We start from the raw sequence: 23397 nt of genomic DNA, 5'->3' as shown, positions 1-23397 counted from the left end.
CAAAGAATCATGTATAATTATAGACCAATAGGTATTTACAGTGCAAAAACAATGGCTGATGAAGAAAGAGAAGACAGAAAAGAGAGAGATTTTTTTGAAGATTCTGTGGATGATCAGCAACAGAAAAAGAAGAATGTAAACTTAATAATAGCTTTAGAGGCTGATGGAAAAGCACAATTTGATGACACCTATAATACAATATGGGAAGTCAGACATATTCCAAGCTTTGCTAATTATGAAAGTTTTGTTGATCTTGCAAAGAGATTTCATTTTAAAAATATTATAATAGTGCATCATGGTAATGCTTTTTCAGACCATACTTATCCCGATAGTACAAGAGTAGTTTTAAATGCTAATTTTTTATCTATTTTAACAAAATCTTACGATAATTTTCCAAAAAAAGATTTGATTTCAATTGACAATCAATTCTTTGAAGATCTTAGAAAAGAGACTGAAAAATATTTTAATGGAGGTTTACTTTTAAAAGAAGTAAAGTCGTATATTAGTCTTCGTTTGTTATTTAGCCAGATGTTGGATAATGCTAATTTCTTTTCTGTTGCTTGTGATGAGGCAGATGATAGAGATTTTTTAACAGAATTGGCAAAGTTAACCGATAAAAAAATGAAAATTTTTGCAAATTCCAATTTCACTAGAATTGAAACAAGTAGGTATTTCCCTCCAACTAATCCATTTGTTAGAGATTTTGGATCAATTTTGAATGAATATCTTACTCTCCCATCTTCATGGTTAAGTGATGATGGATGGTATTATTTTGATACAGCAAGTAAAAAGCAAATAGTTACAAAAAAAGATCTATGGCTTTATAGTATGCATAAAAGCAAGATATATGATCTTTTTGAAAGAAAGAAAAACTTCACACCTTCACAAATACAAAAAATTAATGACAATCAATTATATCATTCTAAAAAATTTGAAAAAGCTTATATACAGCACGAAGGAAAAGCTCAATATGACTTATTAATAACCCAAATCATTAAAAGAAATCCAGAGTTAACACCTAAAAAAAAATAAAATGAAATCTTTAATATATTTTTTAATTTTTCCAGTTTGTTTTTACACACAGAATATAAAATCCAACTTAGACGATGCCAGGCTAATTAACTGTAAAAAAAAATGTAAAATATTTTCTGAAGAGCTGATTGATAAGAAAAACAATAATTCCTCTACACCTTCATATATGTTAGGAAAGCCACACTATCTTAAAATGTTTAATATTCCATTAAAAAATCGTTTAAAAATTTACCCTTTTAATGAATATGACTCCATTTATATAGCAACCCCCATATTTATAAAAGATCTGGAAGAACCTAGAAATTATATAGAAGGAAAATATCATAACTCAGTCAGGATGTTAACTGAAGACGAAAAAATAGAATTATCAGATATTCTATTTAATTATCATAAAACTTATGATTTATATCGTATAGTTGAAAGAAATACAATTGGTTGTGATTGTGTACAATTGAAATATCCAAAAATTATTCTATTATTTAAAAAGGCTGGACAATTTAAAAAATATATTGCTTTTCCAGATGATGGGTGGAATAGATACAATTTTACCAATGAAGAATATCAAAATTTTGACTGGTCAGAGGAAAAAGAGAATATGATACTAAATATGTTTAAGAAAGATATTCTTCCAAATCAAAAGAAAAATTAATACCAAAGCTGCAACAATTAGTTGCAGCTTTTTTAATATTGCGTAAATTAATAACAGTTTAATTAGGCTTTATTATACACAGGAGGCATAGACTTTTGAAAAAAATTATAATATAAAATTTCAAAAAGCAAAATAAATTATGCAGCTTTTCGATCAAATAAAAGCAAAAGGTTCTTTATTTTTATCTCACTTTAATTATTGATGAATACTCTATCTATTCTTTCAAAAATTTGAAGACAGGAAAAATAGCCGTATTTGGCATAGGTGTTAATGTCAACACTGGAGGAAATTTGATTCCAAGAAAGAATACTTTAAAAAAATAATTCATGTCATATAAAAAAAACAGGTTTACATTATATTTAAAAATTTGGATAATTCATATTATCGTTTATTATTTAGTTTTTGGATTAATTTTACAATCTCTTGAACAATGGTATAGGGAATGGCCTGTAAATTGGGAATTTATAGGTAAAATACTTTTAAGCCCTTTAAATGGTATTTTTGGTTGGTTTGATGGATTCCCAATGTATTTTCTTTTACCTGTAATTATGTTCTTGATAATAGAAACATTTCAAAAATTAAATACATTTTATTCATATATTATTTCTGTTTTTCTATCATATATTCTTATTAAATACCTTATATATTATAGTAGGGGATTTCCTTTCAATATAATATTAAGATCAAATCAAAAAGAAGAATCTTTAGAAATTAGTTTATTATATGCAATTTTACCTGCAATTTTTATAAGCAGTATTTCTGTTTATTTGTTTCTGAAAAAACATTTCTCGCAGAGTAAAGTCTCATGATTTTGAACTATTCAATAAAATCTAGCCGCAAAGTTAAAACACTTTGCGGTTTTTTATTCTGAACATTACATTATTTTACAACCTTGGTTCTTAAATTATTAAAAACTTTCCTACAAGTACCACAAAAAAATAAAACACGACACGTTTTGTCGCATTAACCCTATATATTTGTCTTATAAAATTTTACCATGAAACGCGGCAATGTCGCTCATAAAATACAGACGAATGAAAAAAGATTTTTATCTGACAAGGTATGCCTTAATTATCAAAAGATTAGAAAGTTCTCCGGCTACCTATTCCCAGCTGGAGGACTATCTTTTAAACTCTTTCGAATTTCAGGATGCAGGGATCAAGAGCTACTCGATCCGTACGCTGCAGAGAGACATTCGTGAGATTTCCGATCTTTTTAATCTTTCCATTCACAATAAAAAGAAAGGGGATAACAGGTATTATATTGAGAGCCGCCCGATCATGGAAGTGGACGAATACAACCAAAAGTTACTAGAATCCTTTCAGGTAAGCAACGCCCTGAATCTTCATCCGGATTTTTCAGATTTTATCTTTTTTGAAAGCAGAAAACCAACCGGCATAGAACATTTTTATGACCTTTTCTTTGCTATTCGTAACAAGAGAGTCGTAAGTTTTGAGCACTACAACTATAAAAATAAAGTGATGACTTCACGGAAAGTGCATCCCCTGGCATTGAAAGAATCCAAGGACAGATGGTACCTCATCGCAATTGATACTAAAGATAAAGTCTTAAAGTCATTCGGTTTAGATAGGGTCAATTATCTGGATGTGAGCGACAGCAAATTCCGTGAAAAGTATAACTACAATTTCAGAGAACACTTCAAAAATGCTTTTGGGGTTATGAATCTTGCAGAACAAAATCCTCAGAAGATCATTATGAAATGTAGCAGGCATCAGGGAGAGTATATCAGAAGTTTTCCGCTTCATCAGTCTCAGAAAGAAACCAAAGAAACACCTGAAGAGATTTATTTTGAGTTCTTCCTCCACCCTACTTATGATTTTATGCAGGAGATTCTTTCGTATGGAAAAGAAGTCACCGTATTAGAACCGAAATGTTTAGTTGATGACATCCGGACTCATCTCCAGGAATCTCTGAACCGCTATCTCGAAAGCTGATATCAAAGGATAAAAAGTTCTCATTTTTTTAATTATATTTACATAAATATACTCTTTTGAAAGCTTTAATCTTTTGTCTGTTTTGCATTACTTACTCTTTCTGTTTTTCGCAGCAGAAGGAAGAATTCCGGCAGGTTAAAAACTATTATAACCATCACAGGAATATGCTGAATACAGAATTTAAAAAGAAGTTTGACGCAGAAGCAGATTCTTTCAGAAAAGCCAATATAAAACTTGATTTTATGCTTTTCATGAAAAAGATGGACAGCATTGAAAACGTAGCCATGATAGGAGCTTTGCTGAAAGTAAGAAACCTTGAAGACCTGCAGACCCTGAAGAGCCCAAAAGGCATATCGGAAAACAATATTGAGAAAACTGCTGTTTTTGATAAATCTGCCGACTATCCTGGCGGATTTAATACATTGAGACAGGAAGTTGCCAATCTTTTTTATACCGGAGGTGTTTATACTGAAACCAAAACAGTAAAAACAAATGTGGGTTTTATTGTTGAAAAAGATGGCAGTATCAGTAATGTACACGCACAGGGAGACAATTTCACCTTCAACAGACAGGCTGAAATTGCACTGTATTCCGTTTCGGAAAAATTTTCTCCGGCTGTTAGCAAAGGAGATCCGGTAAGGTATTACCTCAGGCTTCCTTTAACCTTAACTATTGAAGATTAAAAATGTTTACCGACGAATATTATATGAAAATGGCCCTGCAGGAAGCAGAAGCTGCACTGGAAAAAGATGAGGTTCCCATAGGATGTGTCATTGTTTCCAATAATCGCATCATTGCAAGAGCTCACAATCTCACGGAAACATTAAACGATGTAACTGCCCATGCAGAAATGCAGGCCATTACTTCCGCCGCTAATTTTCTGGGTGGGAAATATCTGATCAACTGTACCCTTTATGTAACCCTTGAACCGTGTGTAATGTGCTCCGGAGCCTTGGCCTGGTCACAGATTTCCAAAGTCGTAATTGGAGCAAGAGATGAGCAAAGAGGATTTATCAACAAACACCTTTCCTTGCATCCCAAAACAGAAATGGTAACCGGAGTAATGGAAAATGAGTGCTCAACGATCGTTAAAGAATTTTTTAAAAGCAAAAGATAATATTTTAGAATTTGATGCCCGCTTCCACGAAAGACTCAATCATTATTTGTTTTTTAAGATAGAATACATCATGACATCAATGTATTTGCCATCTTTTTTAAGATGCTGCTTTAGCAAAGCTTCTTTTTCCATCCCTATTTTTTCCATGATTCTTCCGGAGGCCGGATTGTCTAAAAAATAAGTTGCATAGATTTTATTAATCTGTAGTTCATTAAACCCAAAATCAATTAAAGCTGTAGCAGCTTCGGTGATATATCCTTTGTTCCAGAAAGGCTTTCCCATCCAGTAGCCAAGCTCAGCTTTGTCATCATCCCTGTCGTGAAGACCAATGGCACCTAAAATCTGTCCTTCCTTATTTCGGACTGCAAAAGTATATCCTGTATTGTTTTCAAAGGATTCCCGGGACATTTTCATCCAGAATTTGGCATGTTCCCCAGTATAAGGATAAGGAATATTGGACGTAACATCTGAGAAAATTTTATCCTGAAGATATTCAGTTACAAAAGGAAGATCTTCTTCTTTCAGCTGGGAAAGAATTAATCTTTCCGTTTCTATTACCGGGAATTCTTTTAATTTTCTCATAATACGTTTTGGTTCATTGGAGTTTTCCTATAAGTCTTTTCCTAAAAAATAAAGCCCTTTCAGCGTATGGAGCCTGTCCATCACATGAATTTTTTCCGTCAGAGGCTTATAAACATGGGAAACACCGCCCGTTGCGACTACAAAACAGTCGTCATTCACCTCATCGTTGATGCGGTCTATAAAACCTTCTACCATTCCCAGAAATCCGTATACCATGCCGCTTTGCATACAGGTTACCGTGTCCAGACCCAATACGGATTTAGGCTTTTTCAGCTCAATATCAGGAAGCTGGGCAGTTTGGCTGATCAATGAATTCAAAGACGTTACAATTCCAGGGGCAATGATTACTCCCAATGTCTCTCCGGTTTCTGTTACACAGCTTGCCGTAAGAGCCGTTCCAAAATCTATGACGATCTTCTTCCGGTTTGGGTAAAGATTATGGGCAGCCACAAGATTGGCATAAATATCCGTTCCCATCTGTTTGGATTTTGCCTGAACACCCGAAGGCGTAGACCGGTCTACAATCACAGGCTGAATACCATGGATCTTTTTGATCGCCGAACCCATGACCTTGGTAAGCTGCGGTACTACAGATCCTATGATGACTTTACTGATATCTTTCGGTTCTACTTTGTAGGTCTGATAAAGCATGAGAATCTGTACATACAGCTCATCTACCGTTCTGTACGGCTTCGTGTTGATCACCCATGAAATATCACAGTTGTCTCCATTGAAAAGTCCGAATCTGATGTTGCTGTTCCCTACGTTGATTACAATTGAATTCATTTATTTTTTAAGCTAGTCTGGGTTAAAAAACGGTTGTAAAAATAAGCCTTTATCATCAAAAATAAGCATTATCTATATTATTTAACCTGAATTCGGGACAAGAAATACTGAAAAACAATTGTGCTTTTATAGCAAATGCAAGCAAAGCAGATTTTTGGAATGTTAATAAGGAAAACCTGAGCCTGAAATTTAGAAGATTGGAAACATTTAATTATCTTTAAGACTGAAAATATTTTTATCCTGCTTCCATGAAAAAATTAATGCTGATTGTAATCTTTTGTATTAGCCTGAATACTTTTGCCCAGAGCGGAAACCAGGTAAAAGATATATTCCTTAAAATAAAGCAGGAATCAAAGATTGACCGGAACGACAAGGCTGTTTATGACCTTCTTGACGAGTTTTATACTAAAAGCCTGCAGGCAGAAAATGACGAAATGACTCCGGAAACAGTTCAGAAAATTGAAAAAATGGCCTCCAATCCAGATACGAAAAATCTTCATATCCTGTTATTGTTCCTGATGTATCAGCAGCATCTCAGCCGCACTTCTATGGTTGGAAAGACACCTGATACAGAATTCCAGATAGAGGCTATCAAATTATTAGAGAATGAAACCAAAGATATTTATGGAAAAATACCTGCTATTATTTATATCTACAAATTTGAAGCCCTGGACGGAGGAGGAAAGAAAGAAGAGGCTAAAGCTACAGTAGATCAGGGGCTAAAAGAATATCCGGATTCAGTTCCTTTAAAAGTATACCGCTACCTCAATACAAAAGATGAGGTTTTAAGAAATGATCTTGTAAAAAATCATCCTAATCACTGGATGGTCCTGCAGTTTGGGATAAAATAAAGGTATTTGGATTTCAGACATCAGATCTCAGATATGAGAGGGTTTTCGGTAATAATGTGGTTGTGAATCGTGAATTTTGCTTCACAAGTCAATCGTGAAGGCTTCTAAAGATATGTGATTCGGACATTAGGTTTCAAATTGAAAGACTTAGTGAAAGACTTCAATACAATAAAAAACCCACAGAACTTTCTGTGGGTTTTTATTGTAATTGTATAATCTATTGCTTTACTTCTACAATATTATCATCCGTATTGACATCTGCTATTCTCTGGCTGAAATCTATTCCTAAAACAGACAGCTGAGCTTTCGTATAAGGAATTGTCAGCGTATATTCTTTCTGAGTCCAGGGCCAGTAAGGCATCGTCTTAAAGTCGCCGTAAACATCTTTCTCCTTCCATGTATGGGTCATATTCAAAGGAATCTGATAAGTAACAATCTTTTTATCTGCAGTCATCACATTGAAATCAATAGGCATAGGAACTTGTCCATTATTAACCAAAGTAATGGTTGTAGATTTTGCATCGTATTTCACATCTTTGATTCCATAATCAATGGTTTTTGTGGTATTGATCCAGTAATTATGGAACCATTTCAGATCCATTCCTGAAACTTTCTGTGCAATGTGAAGAAAATCCCTGTCGGACGGGTGTTTCATATGCCACTGTTCATAATATTGCTTTAAGGTTTCGGCAAGTTTTTGCTCGCCCATAATGTAGCCTAGCTGTACGAGGTATAATTCCCCTTTTACATAGGAAGCATAGGTATAAGCAGTCCCATTATCATGGTGGTCTCCCAGCCATACGGCAGGTTCTTCAATTCCCTTTTTAACGAAATTTCTGTATGCATTCACAGTATTGGCAAAAGGATTCGGAAGTTCTTCCGGAAACAGCTGATACATCACATAACCTTCTGCATAGCTGGTAAATCCTTCATCCATCCACGGACGTACAGATTCGTTGGTTGCCAGCATTTGCTGATACCAGGAGTGTGCCCCTTCATGAGCCATTAAGCCCATTAAACCTTTAATATCTTTAGCTTCTCCCAGGATCATCGTACACATTCCATACTCCATACCGCCATCACCACCCTGGATAAAAGCATAGGTAGGGTACACATATTTCCCGAAATGGCTGTTCATCAGCTGAAAATATTTGGTGACATAAGGCTGTGCTTCTTCCCAAACTTTTGTTTTCTCATTCTGCTGATATACTAAAAATACTTTCGGCCCTTCCGGAACGTCAAAACTCTTTACAACATAGTCTCTGTCTGCACTCCATGCGAAATCCAACATATTTTTTGCAGTCCATCTCCATGTTGCTTTCTTATCTTTTTCGGCTTTGATTTTTGCATTGGTGTCATAACCTTTAACTTCTGCCGGGTTTTCAAGAATACCTCCTGCTCCGATTACATAGTCTTTGTTGATCTTGATGGTAACATCAAAATCCGAGAACGGAGCATGAAATTCTCTTCCGATATAGTCAAATGTTGCCCAGCCATCATAATCGTACTCTGCAATTTTCGGATACCACTGCGTCATGGTCATGTCAACTCCTTCCCTGTTGTTTCTTCCGCTTCTTCTGATCTGCTGGGGAATCACAGCATCCCATTCCATGGTGAAATTTGTAGATGAATTAGGCTTAACCGGTTCTGCCAGATAGACCTTCATGATCGTTTCCTGAATCTCAAACTTCACATCTTTTCCGTTTTGTTTAAGCCAGTGAATATTTTGTGCTCCTTCCTGATCTTTAGGAATGGAAGCTAATCTTGAAGTCCCATCTTTTTGCAATCTTGAATCTCCATTTTTACCTTGACCTGCAACTCTTTGATCCATCATGGAATTGGGTTTAAAAGCATTCCAGTACAGGTGGAAATACACCACATTGAGCTCGTCTGGCGAATTGTTTGTGTATTCTAAGGTCTGATTTCCGTGGTAAGTAAATTTTTCAGCATTTACATCAATATTCATCTTGTACTTCGCACTTTGCTGATAGTAAGCTCCTTGCTGAGCCTGAAATTGAGAAATGATAAACGCAAAAATGATTGCAACCGATTTTTTCATTTAAAATTTATTTTTTTTAAAGATAGGTAATTTGTGTAAAAGCCTCAAATATGGGACTATTTTAGAGCTTTTTAATCCGTTATAACTTTAGATGGGTTTTCTTCCTGATGGTTAAGCTGCTCGTGCAGGTTTTGCTTTTTTTAAACACTAATGACACAAATTATAGATGAGTCAGCATTTTCTTAATTAATGTGATTTGCCCTAAATGATAGTAAGCATGTTCAATCATTCCATCGATATTTCTTCTGTAGGTTCCATATTTTTTATCTACGAAAACCTCATCAAGTTTACTGTCAGCCATCTGTTCAACTAATGATGCAAACTTTTCTGAGTCTGTCCAAAGCCTATTTAAAAGCGCCTCCCATTGCTCCGCAGATTCAATAGGCGAAAGATCAAAACTGAATTGATCTTTTATTTCAAGCTCACCGCCTTCCAATACATTAACAATTCCGGCTATATAATAATGGATATGAAAAGTAAGCATAGCAATTGTATTTAAAGAATCTATTTTAGCAATGGCTTGTTCCCATGTTACATCTGAGAGTTTGTCCTTAAAATTAGTATTGGCGATCCAGTAACCATCAAGCAAGACTTCCCTGAATCTTTTTGATAACTGTATAGTTGAACTCATTATTTAAAATTTATGTTTTTTAAAGATAATTAATTTATTTTTTTAATTTCTCACAGACAAATTAATACACAATTTTAAGCACTAATCATTCATGAGCCTTGTCAAGGTTTAAAACCTTGACAAGGCTGGTTCTAGAATTTAAATGGAAAGCATAAGCATTTTTTTAAAAGATTAAACAGGCGACTTACAGATCAGTATCTCCAATCATCTTAATTTTCTTATTTTCGCAGATTAAAAAAAGTTTTATAATGCTGACCGTAGAAAAAATAGGAGGAACTTCCATGTCTCAGTTTCAGGATGTTCTTTACAATATAATTATTGGAAAAAGAAAGGAGGGAGAATTTTATAATAGGGTTTTTGTAGTCTCCGCCTATAATAATGTAACAAACTGGCTATTAGAACATAAAAAAACAGGTGAACCCGGTGTATATCAAAAGTTTCTGAACGGTGAAGATTATAAGGCTGATCTCGATAAGGTATGCCAAAAACTGATTTCCATTAATGAAGGATTGGAGAATGTTGGCCTTCAGCTTTCCGAAGCTAATGAATTTATAACAAACAGAGTGGAGCAGGCAAAAACAATGCTTAGCAGCCTGAGTAAGGTTTTGGCATCAGGATATGTAAATGCTCACGATATTCATCTTGCGGCAAGGGAAATTTTAGCCTCTATTGGGGAAGCCCATTCTGCGTGGAATTCTACTAATATTATCAACAATAAAGGAATTAACGCAAAATTTGTGGATTTATGCGGATTTGATGATAACGAAGCCCTTACTATTGATGAAAGAATTACAAAAGAATTCAGCGGAATAGATTTTAAAAATGTAATTTGTGTAGCAACCGGATACACTAAAGGAACTGAAGGAATTATGAGGGTTTTTGACCGTGGATATTCCGAAGTTACCTTCAGTAAGGTCGCTGTAGATATAAAGGCTGATGAGGCAGTTATTCATAAAGAATATCACTTATCCAGCGCAGACCCTAATATCGTGGGTGTAGAAAACTGTGTTCCGGTAGGACTGACCAATTACATCATTGCAGACCAGCTGGCTGATATAGGTATGGAAGCCATTCACCCAAAGGCAGCAAAACCATTAGAACTCTCCGGAATTAATATCCGTATTAAAAATACATTCGACCCGGATCATATCGGTACCTTGATATCAAAGAATTATGTATCTCCTGACGCCCGTGTTGAGATCGTTTCCGGATCAAAAAAAATGCTGGCCATAGAAATTCATGATCCGCTTATGGTAAGTGAAGTGGGTTATGATGCCCAGATCATGACCTATTTCCAAAAGTATAATATAAGTTATGTATTGAAATCTACAAACGCAAACTCAATAACAATGGTGATTTGGGAAAGTAATGCCGCGGAAAAGCTTTTGGAGGAACTCAAACAAAATTTCTATCAGGTAACGGGAGTTCCGGTTGCATTAGTCTGTGCAATGGGAACCAATATTGCTACCCCCGGATTCTTATATCGTGCGGCAAAAGCCCTGTATGAGAATCATATTAATATCGAATGTTATGCACAGTCCATCATGCAGGTTAACATGCAGTTTGTAGTAAAAAGGGAGCATTATGAGAAAGCTATTATAGCTTTGAACCAGGCATTATGCAATTAAGCATTTTCTGAGAACATATAAAATTAGTCCTAGGAAATCTAAAATAAAAAACCTCAAGTGTATTTTACATTTGAGGTTTTTATATGATTTAAAAATCAAATTATTTTTTAGCCGGAATTTCTTTTTTTCCGCTGTGTAAGATCTTTTCAAGGATTCTTAAAGTAATCAGATAAGTAGGTTTCACTCCTGTAAGGCCTAAGCCTCCTGAAGAAAGTGTACTTCCTGTTTCCAATGGATTATCCGAAGCATAGTACGCATAACATACAAACAGATCCGGTGCAATATGATGTCTGATTTTAGACGCCACCTGAATCGCTTTCTGGTAATGTGCTCCTTCCATTTCAAGACCAATTGCTTTCCATGAAGTGTTCATAAAGTAAGAAAGGATATCCCTGTTTTGAAGTGATGTTCCTAATACAGTAATCATCGGGCCTTCAAACGCTTTTAGTTCATCATCTTTAAAATCATCCAGTTTTAAAGCATTTTCAAAAGGATAGTTATCCGCTGTTCCTTCAAAAATATGGGCAGTAGGAATCATAATGTCTCCTTTTCCTCCGGCAAGGATCCCGGCTTTACCCATGATAGAAACGGATTTCACTTTCATCATATACACCTCTCCTTTATGCTCAAAAGGTCTAAGTAATTCATCCATTACCTCAAAAGCCTGCTCTCCGAAAGCATAGTCGAAAACCATGATCACATCGTCTCCACCATATTTTATACCGCTGAACGGAGTGTTTTTAAGGTCTGTTTTGCTTAAATCAATGATTTGAACATCTATATTACTTCCGCTCTTATCATTAATATAAATCAAACCTTCCTCTAAAGCATATTTTGAAACCTTGTCGCGAAGTTCTTTTTTATCAGAAATCTCTCCGTACAGTTTGTAATCTACTTCTTTGTTGTCTTTTTTCTTTAAGGCATCATTTCCATACAGCATATTTTTCACTGAGTGCATATTGGCAGAAATAATGTGCAATGGACGCATATGAAGATTGTTTTCAAATAAAACTTCTTTCACTTTGTTGGCCCATTTTTCACCAAAATAGTGATGCCCTACTCTTTCCTTTAATATAGCACTGAAATGAATCTCTCTTTCTCTCGTCTGTTTTGCATCTTCCAGACTTACTTTTCCTAAGTTGTAGATGATTTTGAATAAACGGTCTGGATTATCATCATCCCCAAAAGCATTGTAAGCGTTCAGGGTTTCTTCAAAAGTTCTTCCTATTAAAGAAGATAAATGAATAAGAGCAACCTCTTTTTCTTTTCTGCTGAATTTTTTCTCTCCCTTTACGACTTCTTCGATAATTTTAAAAGCACGTGTAGGTTTCCAGTTTTCATCCTGAATGAAAGCAAGGTTTCTCACTTTATCGGCTTCTATAAATAAGAATGTTAAGTGGGTAAGAATGTCATAAATTTCAGAACGTCCCAAAAGAACTTCAATATTCATCTGGTGTTCATCTATCCTGTAACAGTTTCTTCTTCTCTTTTTAGGGACAATGGGTTCGAAACTTCCTTTATCAAAACCTTCATCCGATGTAAGATGAATAAACGCACATTCTTCAATCCCTTCCGGAAGTCTGTCTAAAACGTACATCAAACCATCTAATTCCATTTTATTAGGAATATTCATGGTACCATAAATCTCTGGATTGATAGTCTTTAACAAACTTCTGATACTTTCTCCAGAAACACCGGCAGGTTTAAAAAAACCTCTGTAAAAGAGGTGTCTCATAGAAATATACAATCTTTCAATTGCTTCCGTTGTTTCTCTAGCTCTAGAATTTGTCATAAAATAAATTTCACACAAATATACAAAATCTTCGCTCAACTTATTTTAAGTATCTTTTAACAAGCAGTTTAAATTTGTATCTTTAGAATTGTAAAATGCATATCATAAAATGCATTGTGATGTTTATTAAAGGGCTAAACATTACCTTTCACCAGCCAATCACCCTATTAAAAATAGTTAAACCATCGTTTGATTTTCATAAATTTTACAAATACCCCTAAAAAATATAGGGGTAAAATATTTTCAATTCATTTTTTTTGTAAATTTGCCCTGTAAAAATTAACCTTATTATGTCAACTTTAAGATTCAAAGCGTTAGAAACTTTACCATTTAAGGACTTCAGAAGAGATAATTCTGTTGAGGTTCCTGGAAAACTGTCAGAATTATTCTGCCAGAATGTTTTCTCAGAAGAGACCATGAGAGAATATTTAACCAAAGAAGCATTCCAGTCTATTATGGATGCTATCAAAAAAGGAACAAAGATCCAGAGACACATTGCAGACCAGGTAGCAGTGGCTATGAAAGACTGGGCAATGAGTAAAGGAGCGACTCACTACACACACTGGTTTCAGCCTTTGACAGGAACTACTGCAGAAAAGCACGATTCTTTCTTCACTCCTATCGAAGGAGGCAGAGCCATTGAAAGATTCAGCGGAAACCTGTTGATCCAGCAGGAACCTGATGCTTCTTCTTTCCCGAACGGGGGAATCAGAAATACCTTCGAAGCAAGAGGGTATACGGCTTGGGATCCTACTTCTCCTGCATTCATTATGGGAACTACTTTATGTATTCCTTCTATCTTTATTTCTTATACAGGAGAAACTTTAGATTATAAAGCACCTCTTTTAAGAGCTTTGAATGCTGTAGATGAAGCTGCAACCAATGTAATGCAGTATTTTGACAAAAACGTAACAAAAGTAACTCCTACTTTAGGCTGGGAGCAGGAATACTTCCTAGTTGACTCTGCATTATACCAATCCCGTCCGGACCTTGTTTTAACAGGGAAGACTTTATTGGGACACTCTCCTGCTAAAGGACAGCAGCTGGACGACCACTATTTCGGTTCTATCCCAACAAGGGTAATGAACTTCATGAAAGAGCTGGAAATTGAATGTATGAAGTTGGGGATTCCTGTAACAACAAGACATAACGAGGTTGCCCCTAACCAGTTCGAACTTGCCCCAATGTTTGAAGAAGTAAACGTTGCCGTAGACCACAACTCTTTGTTGATGGATATCATGGCGAGAATTGCTCACAAGCACCATTTCCATATTTTATTCCATGAAAAGCCATTTGCAGGAGTAAACGGAAGCGGAAAGCACAACAACTGGTCTTTAGCAACGGATACAGGTGAAAACCTGTTAAGCCCCGGAAAAAATCCTAAGAAAAACTTACAGTTCTTAACATTCTTCGTTAATACAATCAAAGCGGTTTACGAATACGCTGACCTTTTAAGAGCAAGTATCGCCTCTGCAAGCAACGACCACAGATTAGGTGCTAACGAAGCTCCACCGGCAATTATTTCCGTATTTATCGGAAGCCAGCTGTTCAGAGTATTGGAAGAACTGGAAAAAGTAACGGAAGGAAAGCTTTCTCCGGACGAAAAAACAGACCTTAAATTAAATGTAGTTGGAAAAATCCCTGAAATTCTTCTAGATAATACCGATAGAAACAGAACTTCTCCGTTTGCATTTACCGGAAATAAATTCGAGATCAGAGCGGTAGGATCTTCTGCCAACTGTGCAGAATCCATGACTGTAATGAATACGATCGCCGCTAAACAATTGATCGATTTCAAAAAAGAAGTTGATGCTCTTATTGAAACAGGACTTAAGAAAGACGAAGCGATCTTCAATGTATTGAGAGAGTACATCAAGCAGTGCAAGAGCATTATGTTTGAAGGTGATGGATATTCTGATGACTGGGCGAAAGAAGCTAAAAAGAGAGGTTTAAATAACTTAAAAACTACTCCGGAAGCACTTAAGCAGGAAATGGATAAAAAATTCGTTGATCTTTATGAAGAAATCGGAGTATTTACGCACAGAGAGGTTGAGGCAAGAAACGAAATCAAACTAGAAAAATATTCTACTGTCATTGATATTGAAGCAAGAGTGTTAAGTGACATCGCAAGAAACCACATCATTCCTTCTGCTTTAAATTATCAGAACAGACTGATTGAAAATGTAAAAGGTCTTAAAGAAATATTCCCTGATAAAGAATTCAAAACATTGGCGAAAGAGCAAATGAGCTTAATCACTAATATCTCTGAAAACGTTTCCAAGATCAAACTGGGCGTTGAGGATCTTATCAAAGCAAGAGAAGCAGCGAAGGCTGTATCAAATAGTCAGAAGCAGGCAGAAACATACTGCAGCAAAGTAATTCCTTTATTCGATGTGATCAGAGAAGCTTCTGATGATCTTGAAATGATGGTGGATGATGAACTTTGGCCAATGACTAAATATAGAGAAATGTTATTCACAAAATAACATCTGTAAAGTTCCATATTAGTTAAATCCCCGGAAAACCGGGGATTTTTTTTGATTTATTAACAGCTACAAAAAGTGGAGTTTTAAATCACGAAATCCGATTAATAAAGGAAAAGCTATTTATTATGTTAAAGAATCTTAATAAAAAAAACCGCAGACTCGCCAAAAATAGGCGGTTGCGGTTTGTTTTTCTTTAACATACTTAAATAATATGTTAAAATGTGTTAAATAAAGAACCTGACAATAATCATATCAGGGGTCTTTTGCTCGGAATCTCTACTTTTGTAATGCTTTTGAAAATAAATATTCCTTTTAACACGGATAATCAAATATATATGAAGAAAAGAGTTTTGTTTTATTTAGTTGCTTTAGTGTCTACAGTTTCTGTTCAATCTTGCGCTACAAATTATGTAGTTTCACAGCCAGCAACTTACGCTAAAGAATACAAAACAGATGCCAAACTAGCTTCTATTGATAATAAGAGAATAGAGCAGGATAAGCAAAGACTTATTGATTCTTTCCTGGCGGAAAAGGCGGCATCTATCGCAAACGCGAAAAAAGCTATTAAGAATTCTGAGATTGCAAAGGCAGTCAAATACAATAAAACCATCGACAATATCCTTACAGAAGCTGAAACATACCTTGGAACTCCTTACAGATACGGAGGAATGACGAGAAGAGGTATTGATTGTTCAGCTTTCGTTCTTTCTGTATTCGGAGCAGCAGCAGGGCTTAGCTTACCAAGAGTAGCAGCTTCTCAGGCTCAGGAAGGAGAAAGCATTGATAAAAGTGAGCTTCAGAAAGGAGATCTGATTTTCTTTTCACACGGAAGAAGAATCTCTCACGTAGGTATCGTAGAAAGTGTAACTGAAGAAGGTGAAATTAAATTCATCCATGCAGCCACTTCTAAAGGGGTAATGATCTCATCGCTGAATGATTCTTACTGGGGACCTAAATTCAGGTTTGCAAAAAGAGTAATCAACGAGAACGGAGATGCTTATAATAATCTTGCATCTTCTACTCCATCCGCAGCGACAAGTTTTTAATTTTAAATAATTGATTTAAATAATGAAGCCATCAGAATCTGATGGCTTTTTTATTTTTTAATTATTCCACTTTTTACTACTCTGTCTTTTCCTGCACAAAATCCACGCCTTCAGTAAGAGGAATGACGTATAAGTAACGTAAAAAAGGGAGGTTTACGACTTGTTTTGTTTAGCTCGCAGGAATAATTATTTTGGCTAAAGCCGTAGAAGAATATATTAAATACAAAGGCGGGCTAAAGCCCACCTCTATTAAATTTTAATTATTCAAGCAGAAGACATCTTCCGTTATTGCCTAATCCCTATCAATTTCAATGTCCAGCTTATAAAGAAGTCCATGTACCTCAGAAAGGGAAAATTTAGCCTTTTTAAGACGATTTACGGAAGGATCTATAGAATAATTGAAGGAAGTCCTGAAATCTGTTTTTTCAAGGTTGGTATTGTCGAAAATGGCTCCGGAAAGATCACATTCTGAAAATATTGAATTGGACACATCGCATTCAGCAAAATCGGTTTCAATTAATCTGGAATTTTTAAATACTGTTTTCTTAATTGAAGTTTTGTAGAATACGGCATCATTCAGTAGACATTCATCAAATGTAAAGGAAAGTCCGAAATCGTTGCAGTCATTAAACTGAAGCCCGAACATTTTACATTCTATGAAAGCTGTGTCATGAAAAGAGGTTTTCACCAGTTTTGCCATACTCAGATTACATCCGGAAAATTTGCAGTCCGTAAAGCTGAAACCTGAAAGATCTGCATATTCAAAGCTACAGTTTCTGAAGGTGCAGTTCTCGTATTCCCCTTTTTCGAAAGGCTGTTCATTAAAGTTTATGTTTTGATAATTTTGATCCAGAATATATGCTTGCATCAGGTCTGTCTTTATGCGAATGGGTCTATTTCCTCTATATTTAGGGAATATGAAAATGAGCTTACAGTTATACCAAACTGTTCTTATCCGAATAATTCAGTTTAAAGAAGATAAAAGTCATCATAGAAAAGGCAAGCAGCGAGCTTCCTCCATAACTGAAATACGGAAGCGGAATACCCACCGTCGGGAAAAGCCCCATAACCATTCCTAAATTGATGGTAAAGTGCATCATGAGGATGGAAGCAAAACAATATCCAAATACCCGATTAAAGGTGGATTTCTGCTGTTCTGCGAGATAGTAGATCCGTCCGATGTAGATCATGTAGCACAAAACCAGCACGGCGCTTCCTATAAAGCCCCATTCTTCGCCTACTGTACAGAAAATATAATCGGTTTCCTGCTCGGGAACAAATTTTCCCTGTGTTACCGATCCTTCACGGTATCCTTTTCCTACAAGCCCACCGGATCCTATAGCTGTTTTTGAATATAATAAGTTGTACCCGGAAGTATCTCTGAACGCTTTTTCTCCTTTGTAAAGAACCTCAATTCTTTCTCTCTGGTGCTTTGGAAGTTTTTCCAGAATATAGGGTGAGCCGAAAGCCAATCCGCACAACAGCAGAATTGAACCGGCAATTCCTGAAATAGAAATTACATCCCAGGACATTCTGTGATAATTCATGGCGATCAAAATCCCGGCAATTACAACTACCGTCAATGCCACATAAACGGGAGGTATAGCAAGAGAGACTAAAAAGACTCCGGCAAAAATAAACCCAATTCCAAACAGAAGCCCATTCAGGCCTTCTCTGTATAATGCTATAAAGAATGCTATAAATACAAGCATGGAACCCACATCCGGAATCGCCAGAACGACTACCGCTGGAATCCCGATAATAGCTAAAACAGTCCAGAGTGATTTTTTAACTTTCAAATTAAAATCCGGTCCGGAGACGTAGTTGGCAAGCATAAGAGCGGTTCCTATTTTCGCAAATTCTACCGGCTGCATGGTAAAGCTTCCGAACTTATACCAGTTTTTCTGGCCAAGGATTTCTTTCCCAAACGGGAAAAGCCCAATGAGAAGCAAAACACCGCCAATGTAGATAATCGCAGACATGTTCTCGAAGAACTTGCTTCTCCCTACGAATATAATAAGCCCCACAAATAGAGATATACAGAAGAAAATCAACTGTTTTTCTCCAAGTTTCTGATCAACACTATAAATATTTGCAATCGCAAAAATGCAAAGCAGAAAATACAGCCCGAGTCCTAGTTTATCTATTCCTTCTGCCCATTTCATCGCTTTACGTTTTTAGTGTTGTTCTTTGTTTCTTCTTCTATTTTCTTCTTCAGTTTTGCTTTCTGCTCTTTGATAAAGTTCAGGCTGTCCTGTTGTCTTTTCAGCTTAACAGAATCTACTTTAGGATCTTTATACAATCCTTTACGTTTGAGATCTGCTACCCACTGCCTTTTGTACTCAGGCATAAAGCTGGCACTGGTCATCTTCTTGTAAAGATTTTCTCTCTTAAGATCCCCGGTTATATATTTTTCAGCGATCACGGTACAGGCGGGACCTGCCCATGTTGCTCCAAATCCGGCATGTTCCATTACTGCTGCAACTACAATTCTAGGTTTGTCCGCAGGAGCAATCAATACAAAGATAGAATTGTCTTTTCCCTGAGGAACCTGTGCAGTACCTGTTTTGGCAAGCTGGGTAAAATCATTGGATTTCAAGCTTCTTGCAGTACCTCTCAAGACCACAGCCTCCATACCTTTCAGTACAGGTTCGAAATGTTTAGGATCTACAAGGGTTTTATGTTTAGTCTTAAATCTTGGATCAGGATTCGGCTTGCCATCAATAGATTTAACGATATGGGGGGTGTAAAACCAGCCTTTATTGGCAATGGCAGCCACATAATTCGCCAACTGAAGAGGGGTTACCAAAACGTCACCCTGACCCATTCCATTAAAAATAGAGCCATTCATCGTATAGTCTGAGCTCCAGTTTTTCTTTCCGCTTCTTTTTTCGTAAAACTTCCCGGTAGGAATTCTACCTGGAGAACCTACGGCAATATCATTATTCAGATACTCTCCTACTCCAAAGCTGCTCATAATTTTTTTCCATTCATCAACTCCTTTGGAAGGATCACCCGGATATTTATTCATGATAGCAATAAATGCATGCGAAAAATAACAGTTACTGGAAACCTGGATAGAAGGAATAAGAGGATCTGCACCACCATGTCCTTTAATTCTTAACCCCTTATAATAAAATCCGCCTCCACAAGGGAAAACCGTATTTTCGTCCATTACTCCCATTTGCATTCCTGCCAGGGCAGTCAGCAACTTGAAGGTAGAACCCGGAGGGTAAGCTGCCTGAACAGACCTGTCAAATGTAGGCTTGTTTTCGTATAAGGTATCTTTTGATAATGCGTAAAGGTTCTTTGACTTGTAAGGACCTGTAAATAAGTTGGGATCAATATCCGGGCCTGTTGCCAGGGTAAGAATTTCCCCATTATTCGGGTCTATTGCTACAATTGCACCATGCTTATCAACCAGCATTTCTTCAGCCATCCTTTGCAGGTCATAGTCAATGGTTAAGGTAATATCTTTACCGGTAACCACATCTTTATCTAATGCACCGTTTTTGTATGAACCAATATTCCGAAGCTTAATATCTTTCTGAATATATTTCATCCCTTTTATACCGCGAAGATCTTTCTCATAAGATTTCTCAACTCCTGTTTTCCCGATAAAGTCTCCGGGAAGGTAATAAATGGAATCTTTTTTAATTTCTCTTTCATTCACTTCACTGGTATACCCTAAAAGGTTTCCGGAAGTGGCCACTTCATACTGACGCTGAGGTCTGGAAACAATACTGAATGCCGGATACTTGAAAATAATTTCCTGCACCCTGGCAATATCTTCCCTGCTGAGGTCCTTCAGAAAGGTCATAGGAGTCAGCTTTGAATAGTATTTTTCTTTCTTAATGATATCGATTCTTTTAATAAAATCCGCTTTACTGATCTGCATCAGGTTACAAAACCCGACGGTATCAAAATCCGGTTTCATTAAGGCCTGCGTAAAGGAAATCTCATAGGCAGGCTGGTTTCCTACTAGGATCTTTCCGTTCCTGTCAAAAACAACTCCTCTCTGCGGGATAACGTATTCAATTTTAATAGATGTGTTTGCTGCATTTAAAGCATAACGGTCTGTAAACAGCTGCAAATAAGCAAGCCTCGCCACAAAAATAAGGGCGATGACTACGAGGGCAGAAAAGATTTTTAAATAACGTGTGTTCAAACTTTTTGTTTGATTTTAAATATTAATGCGTAAACCACTATAAATATAAAGGAAATTATACTTGTGATCACCACATTAAGTAATATTTCAAAAAAACGGCTAAATTTAAAAAATTCTATGTACTGCACTAAAAGCTGATGCAGGAAGATACTCGAAAACAGAAACAGTAAAAACTGCGCCCATTGAAGGGACTGAAAAGAGAAAAAGTCTGTGGAAGTATCTGTGGAAGTTCTGAAAATCAAAGTTCTGAAATAGGCGATCAGCGTTGTTGCAAAAGCATTGATTCCCCATGAGTAAAGGAATGCATCTACAGAAAGTCCTATTAAAAAGCTTAAAGCTAAAAACTGATATTTATTTCTGAAGAAAGGATAAAACATGACGAATACCGGATAAAGAACCGGGGTGTACTTTCCGAAAATAGTAATCCTGTTCAGTACAAAAATCTGTAATGCAACCAGGAAGATCATGATCAATATATCGGTAAATAGAGTCCTGCTAATCATTTTCTTTTTTTATTACGGTCTGCAATGTATCCTGAATTCTTTGTACCTCAGCTTTTTTAAGGTTCTTTACAACAAATACTTTGCTTAAAGCTCCCATTTTTTCACTCAGCTCTACCGAGATATCCCAGAAACCTGTTTTATTGTCTACAGAATATCCGGCAATAGTACCAATCATTACCCCTTTAGGGAAAATAGCTGATTTACCGTCTGTAACAACGGTATCACCTACTTTTAAGGCCACATATTTAGGGATGTCTGCAAGATGCATTACTCTTGAATTATCACCGTTCCATGTTAAAGTTCCGAAATATCCTGAATTTTTCAACGAAGCGTTGATTCTGATCCTGTTAACACTCAGAACAGACTGAACCAAAGCATAGCTGTCCGTAGAGTTGATTACAATTCCGGCAATCCCTTTAGGAGCCATTACGCCCATCTGAGGAAAAACACCGTCTCTGCGGCCACGATTAATTGTAAAATAATTATTTCTTCTGTTGATACTGTTAAAGACGATTTCGCCATCTACAAAGGTATAGATCTGGCCACCGCCTAATGTATCATGTACTTTTCTGAATACAGGATTTTTTGCCCCTTCTTTGCCATAAAGCTGGGTCATCAGGGCTTTGTTCTGGGCAACAAGATCTTCATTGATCTGCTTCAGCTTCAGATATGAAACTCCTTCATCAATATACCCCGAAATCCATGAATTCAGCGCAGCCGACTGGCCAGCTACCCATGATTTCTGCATGGCATTTTTAGAGAATATCAGAACCAGAGCAACAATCTGCAGGAATATAAAGAAGACAAAAAGGGCGTTCTTCGAAAATAGTCTCAGCAAAAATCCCATTCAGATATATAGTCGTAAAAGGTTAAAATTATTTAATTAAGAAATTGAATTTATCCATATTCTTAAGGGCAATACCTGTTCCACGAACAACAGCTCTCAACGGATCTTCTGCAACAAATACAGGAAGACCGGTTTTTTTGTGCAATCTGTCCGCAAGGCCTCTCAATAAAGCACCTCCACCAGCAAGATAGATACCCGTTTTATAAATATCGGCAGCCAATTCCGGCGGAGTAAGAGAAAGTGTTTCCATTACAGCGTCTTCAATTCTGATGATAGATTTGTCCAATGCACGTGCAATTTCCTTATATCCTACCATGATCTCTTTTGGCTTTCCTGTAATAAGGTCTCTACCCTGTACCGGGATATCTTCAATATCAACATCAAGATCTTCCACTGCGGAACCAACTTCAATTTTAATTCTTTCAGCTGTTCTTTCCCCAATGTAAAGATTATGGTGAGTTCTCAGATAGTAAGCAATGTCATTTGTAAATACATCACCTGCAATTTTCACAGATTTGTCACATACAATACCTCCTAAAGCTACAACCGCAATTTCCGTAGTACCACCACCTATGTCGATGATCATATTACCTTCAGGTTTCTGCACATCGATTCCAACTCCTATTGCTGCAGCCATTGGCTCGTAGATCAGTCTTACTTCTTTTGCGTTTACTTTCTGAGCAGAATCTCTTACCGCTCTCTTCTCAACTTCAGTAATACCGGAAGGGATACAGATAACGATTCTTAGTGCCGGCTGAATAAATCTGCCTTTAATTCCGGGAATCTTTTTGATAAATTCCTTAATCATGTGTTCAGAAGCGTGGAAATCTGCAATAACACCATCTTTCAATGGACGGATTGTTTTGATGTCCTCATGAGTTTTACCCTGCATATGCTTAGCCTGCTCACCGACGGCAATCGGCCTACCCGTAGAACGTTCAATTGCAACAATTGACGGTTGATCTATAACAATTTTATTATTATGGATGATAAGGGTATTGGCAGTACCAAGGTCTATCGCAATTTCTTGCGTAAACATATCAAATAAACTCATATTTTTCTTCTGATTTTAAGATTACAAAGATATAAATTTAACACCACTAAAGAAATTTAACATGAATATAATTTGGTTAAAATTTTATTAAAATTCACAATTGTTTATTAACTTTTGATTTAATCATTTACGGAGCCTGATTTAAACTAAAATTGACCGGGAGAAAAGACAGAGCCGAAAGATAAAAACACTTCCGTTAAAAACAATAAAA

The 23397-nt window shown here is 36.3% G+C and carries 21 protein-coding genes; 10 read left to right on the top strand and 11 right to left on the bottom strand.

Annotation, left to right across the window (positions count from 1 at the left end; translation table 11 throughout):
• Positions 1–9 precede the first annotated feature (9 nt).
• The 6 genes from ACTJIV_RS02065 to ACTJIV_RS02040 all read left to right on the top strand — a co-directional run bounded on the left by ACTJIV_RS02065 (position 10) and on the right by ACTJIV_RS02040 (position 4753).
• Complete coding sequence (locus ACTJIV_RS02065; protein WP_440625305.1) at positions 10–1032, top strand: hypothetical protein; 1023 nt, start codon at positions 10–12, stop codon at positions 1030–1032.
• 1 nt (position 1033) lies between these two features.
• Positions 1034–1681 carry a hypothetical protein gene (locus ACTJIV_RS02060; RefSeq protein ID WP_440625303.1) on the top strand — a complete coding sequence of 216 codons (648 nt, stop codon included), beginning with the start codon at positions 1034–1036 and terminating at the stop codon, positions 1679–1681.
• 326 nt (positions 1682–2007) lie between these two features.
• Complete coding sequence (locus ACTJIV_RS02055) at positions 2008–2490, top strand: hypothetical protein (protein ID WP_440625302.1); 483 nt, start codon at positions 2008–2010, stop codon at positions 2488–2490.
• A gap of 225 nt (positions 2491–2715) precedes the next feature.
• Complete coding sequence (locus ACTJIV_RS02050) at positions 2716–3636, top strand: helix-turn-helix transcriptional regulator (RefSeq protein ID WP_111954366.1); 921 nt, start codon at positions 2716–2718, stop codon at positions 3634–3636.
• A 56-nt stretch (positions 3637–3692) separates the two neighbouring features.
• Complete coding sequence (locus ACTJIV_RS02045) at positions 3693–4319, top strand: hypothetical protein (RefSeq protein WP_228452625.1); 627 nt, start codon at positions 3693–3695, stop codon at positions 4317–4319.
• Positions 4320–4321: 2 nt separating this feature from the next.
• A complete protein-coding gene (locus ACTJIV_RS02040; RefSeq protein ID WP_111954364.1) occupies positions 4322–4753 on the top strand; it encodes a nucleoside deaminase in 432 nt (143 codons plus the stop codon).
• A 42-nt stretch (positions 4754–4795) separates the two neighbouring features.
• Here ACTJIV_RS02040 and ACTJIV_RS02035 read toward each other — a convergent pair whose 3' ends face one another.
• Together ACTJIV_RS02035 and ACTJIV_RS02030 are read right to left on the bottom strand one after the other, a co-directional pair.
• Positions 4796–5335, bottom strand: a complete 540-nt coding sequence (locus ACTJIV_RS02035) for a GNAT family N-acetyltransferase (RefSeq protein ID WP_440625299.1) — start codon at positions 5333–5335, stop codon at positions 4796–4798.
• 27 nt (positions 5336–5362) lie between these two features.
• Positions 5363–6121 (bottom strand): type III pantothenate kinase, encoded by a 759-nt coding sequence (locus ACTJIV_RS02030; protein ID WP_440625297.1) that lies wholly within the window; start codon positions 6119–6121, stop codon positions 5363–5365.
• Positions 6122–6369: 248 nt separating this feature from the next.
• On the opposite strand from ACTJIV_RS02030, the gene ACTJIV_RS02025 reads away from it, so the two are divergent.
• Positions 6370–6972, top strand: coding sequence for a hypothetical protein (locus tag ACTJIV_RS02025; protein WP_440625295.1), 603 nt, complete (start codon positions 6370–6372; stop codon positions 6970–6972).
• 217 nt (positions 6973–7189) lie between these two features.
• Here the strand turns inward: ACTJIV_RS02025 and ACTJIV_RS02020 are convergent, their stop codons facing one another.
• Both ACTJIV_RS02020 and ACTJIV_RS02015 read right to left on the bottom strand, forming a co-directional pair.
• Positions 7190–9031, bottom strand: coding sequence for a M1 family metallopeptidase (locus ACTJIV_RS02020; RefSeq protein WP_440625293.1), 1842 nt, complete (start codon positions 9029–9031; stop codon positions 7190–7192).
• A gap of 160 nt (positions 9032–9191) precedes the next feature.
• Positions 9192–9662, bottom strand: a complete 471-nt coding sequence (locus ACTJIV_RS02015; RefSeq protein WP_440625291.1) for a DUF1572 domain-containing protein — start codon at positions 9660–9662, stop codon at positions 9192–9194.
• Between the two features lie 248 nt (positions 9663–9910).
• Between ACTJIV_RS02015 and ACTJIV_RS02010 the strand changes: the two genes are divergently transcribed.
• Positions 9911–11290 (top strand): aspartate kinase, encoded by a 1380-nt coding sequence (locus ACTJIV_RS02010; RefSeq protein WP_111954352.1) that lies wholly within the window; start codon positions 9911–9913, stop codon positions 11288–11290.
• A 100-nt stretch (positions 11291–11390) separates the two neighbouring features.
• On the opposite strand, the gene ACTJIV_RS02005 is transcribed toward ACTJIV_RS02010, so the two are convergent.
• The gene (locus ACTJIV_RS02005) at positions 11391–13082 is read right to left on the bottom strand and encodes a DUF6909 family protein (protein ID WP_336377874.1); all 1692 of its coding nucleotides are present in this window, start codon (positions 13080–13082) and stop codon (positions 11391–11393) included.
• A 290-nt stretch (positions 13083–13372) separates the two neighbouring features.
• Here ACTJIV_RS02005 and ACTJIV_RS02000 point away from each other — a divergent pair, with 290 nt between their 5' ends.
• A complete protein-coding gene (locus ACTJIV_RS02000; protein WP_111954348.1) occupies positions 13373–15568 on the top strand; it encodes a glutamine synthetase III family protein in 2196 nt (731 codons plus the stop codon).
• A 335-nt stretch (positions 15569–15903) separates the two neighbouring features.
• Complete coding sequence (locus tag ACTJIV_RS01995; protein ID WP_111954416.1) at positions 15904–16614, top strand: C40 family peptidase; 711 nt, start codon at positions 15904–15906, stop codon at positions 16612–16614.
• Between the two features lie 292 nt (positions 16615–16906).
• On the opposite strand, the gene ACTJIV_RS01990 is transcribed toward ACTJIV_RS01995, so the two are convergent.
• The 6 genes from ACTJIV_RS01990 to ACTJIV_RS01965 all read right to left on the bottom strand — a co-directional run bounded on the left by ACTJIV_RS01990 (position 16907) and on the right by ACTJIV_RS01965 (position 23186).
• Positions 16907–17482 carry a pentapeptide repeat-containing protein gene (locus ACTJIV_RS01990; RefSeq protein WP_440625287.1) on the bottom strand — a complete coding sequence of 192 codons (576 nt, stop codon included), beginning with the start codon at positions 17480–17482 and terminating at the stop codon, positions 16907–16909.
• 67 nt (positions 17483–17549) lie between these two features.
• Positions 17550–18779, bottom strand: a complete 1230-nt coding sequence (rodA, locus tag ACTJIV_RS01985; RefSeq protein WP_111954344.1) for a rod shape-determining protein RodA — start codon at positions 18777–18779, stop codon at positions 17550–17552.
• A complete protein-coding gene (locus ACTJIV_RS01980; RefSeq protein ID WP_440625284.1) occupies positions 18776–20782 on the bottom strand; it encodes a penicillin-binding transpeptidase domain-containing protein in 2007 nt (668 codons plus the stop codon). Before ACTJIV_RS01980 ends, rodA begins: the two co-directional genes overlap by 4 nt.
• The gene (locus tag ACTJIV_RS01975; protein WP_034724152.1) at positions 20779–21285 is read right to left on the bottom strand and encodes a hypothetical protein; all 507 of its coding nucleotides are present in this window, start codon (positions 21283–21285) and stop codon (positions 20779–20781) included. Before ACTJIV_RS01975 ends, ACTJIV_RS01980 begins: the two co-directional genes overlap by 4 nt.
• Complete coding sequence (gene mreC, locus ACTJIV_RS01970) at positions 21278–22132, bottom strand: rod shape-determining protein MreC (RefSeq protein WP_111954340.1); 855 nt, start codon at positions 22130–22132, stop codon at positions 21278–21280. The genes ACTJIV_RS01975 and mreC overlap by 8 nt, the downstream gene beginning before the upstream one ends.
• Positions 22133–22160: 28 nt before the next feature.
• Positions 22161–23186 carry a rod shape-determining protein gene (locus tag ACTJIV_RS01965; protein ID WP_034700899.1) on the bottom strand — a complete coding sequence of 342 codons (1026 nt, stop codon included), beginning with the start codon at positions 23184–23186 and terminating at the stop codon, positions 22161–22163.
• Between the last annotated feature and the right edge of the window lie 211 nt (positions 23187–23397).

Origin of the sequence: Chryseobacterium sp. 22532, from assembly GCF_052044665.1 — a bacterium.
GTDB lineage: Bacteria > Bacteroidota > Bacteroidia > Flavobacteriales > Weeksellaceae > Chryseobacterium > Chryseobacterium lathyri.
This window is presented reverse-complemented; position numbering and strand designations above follow the sequence as displayed.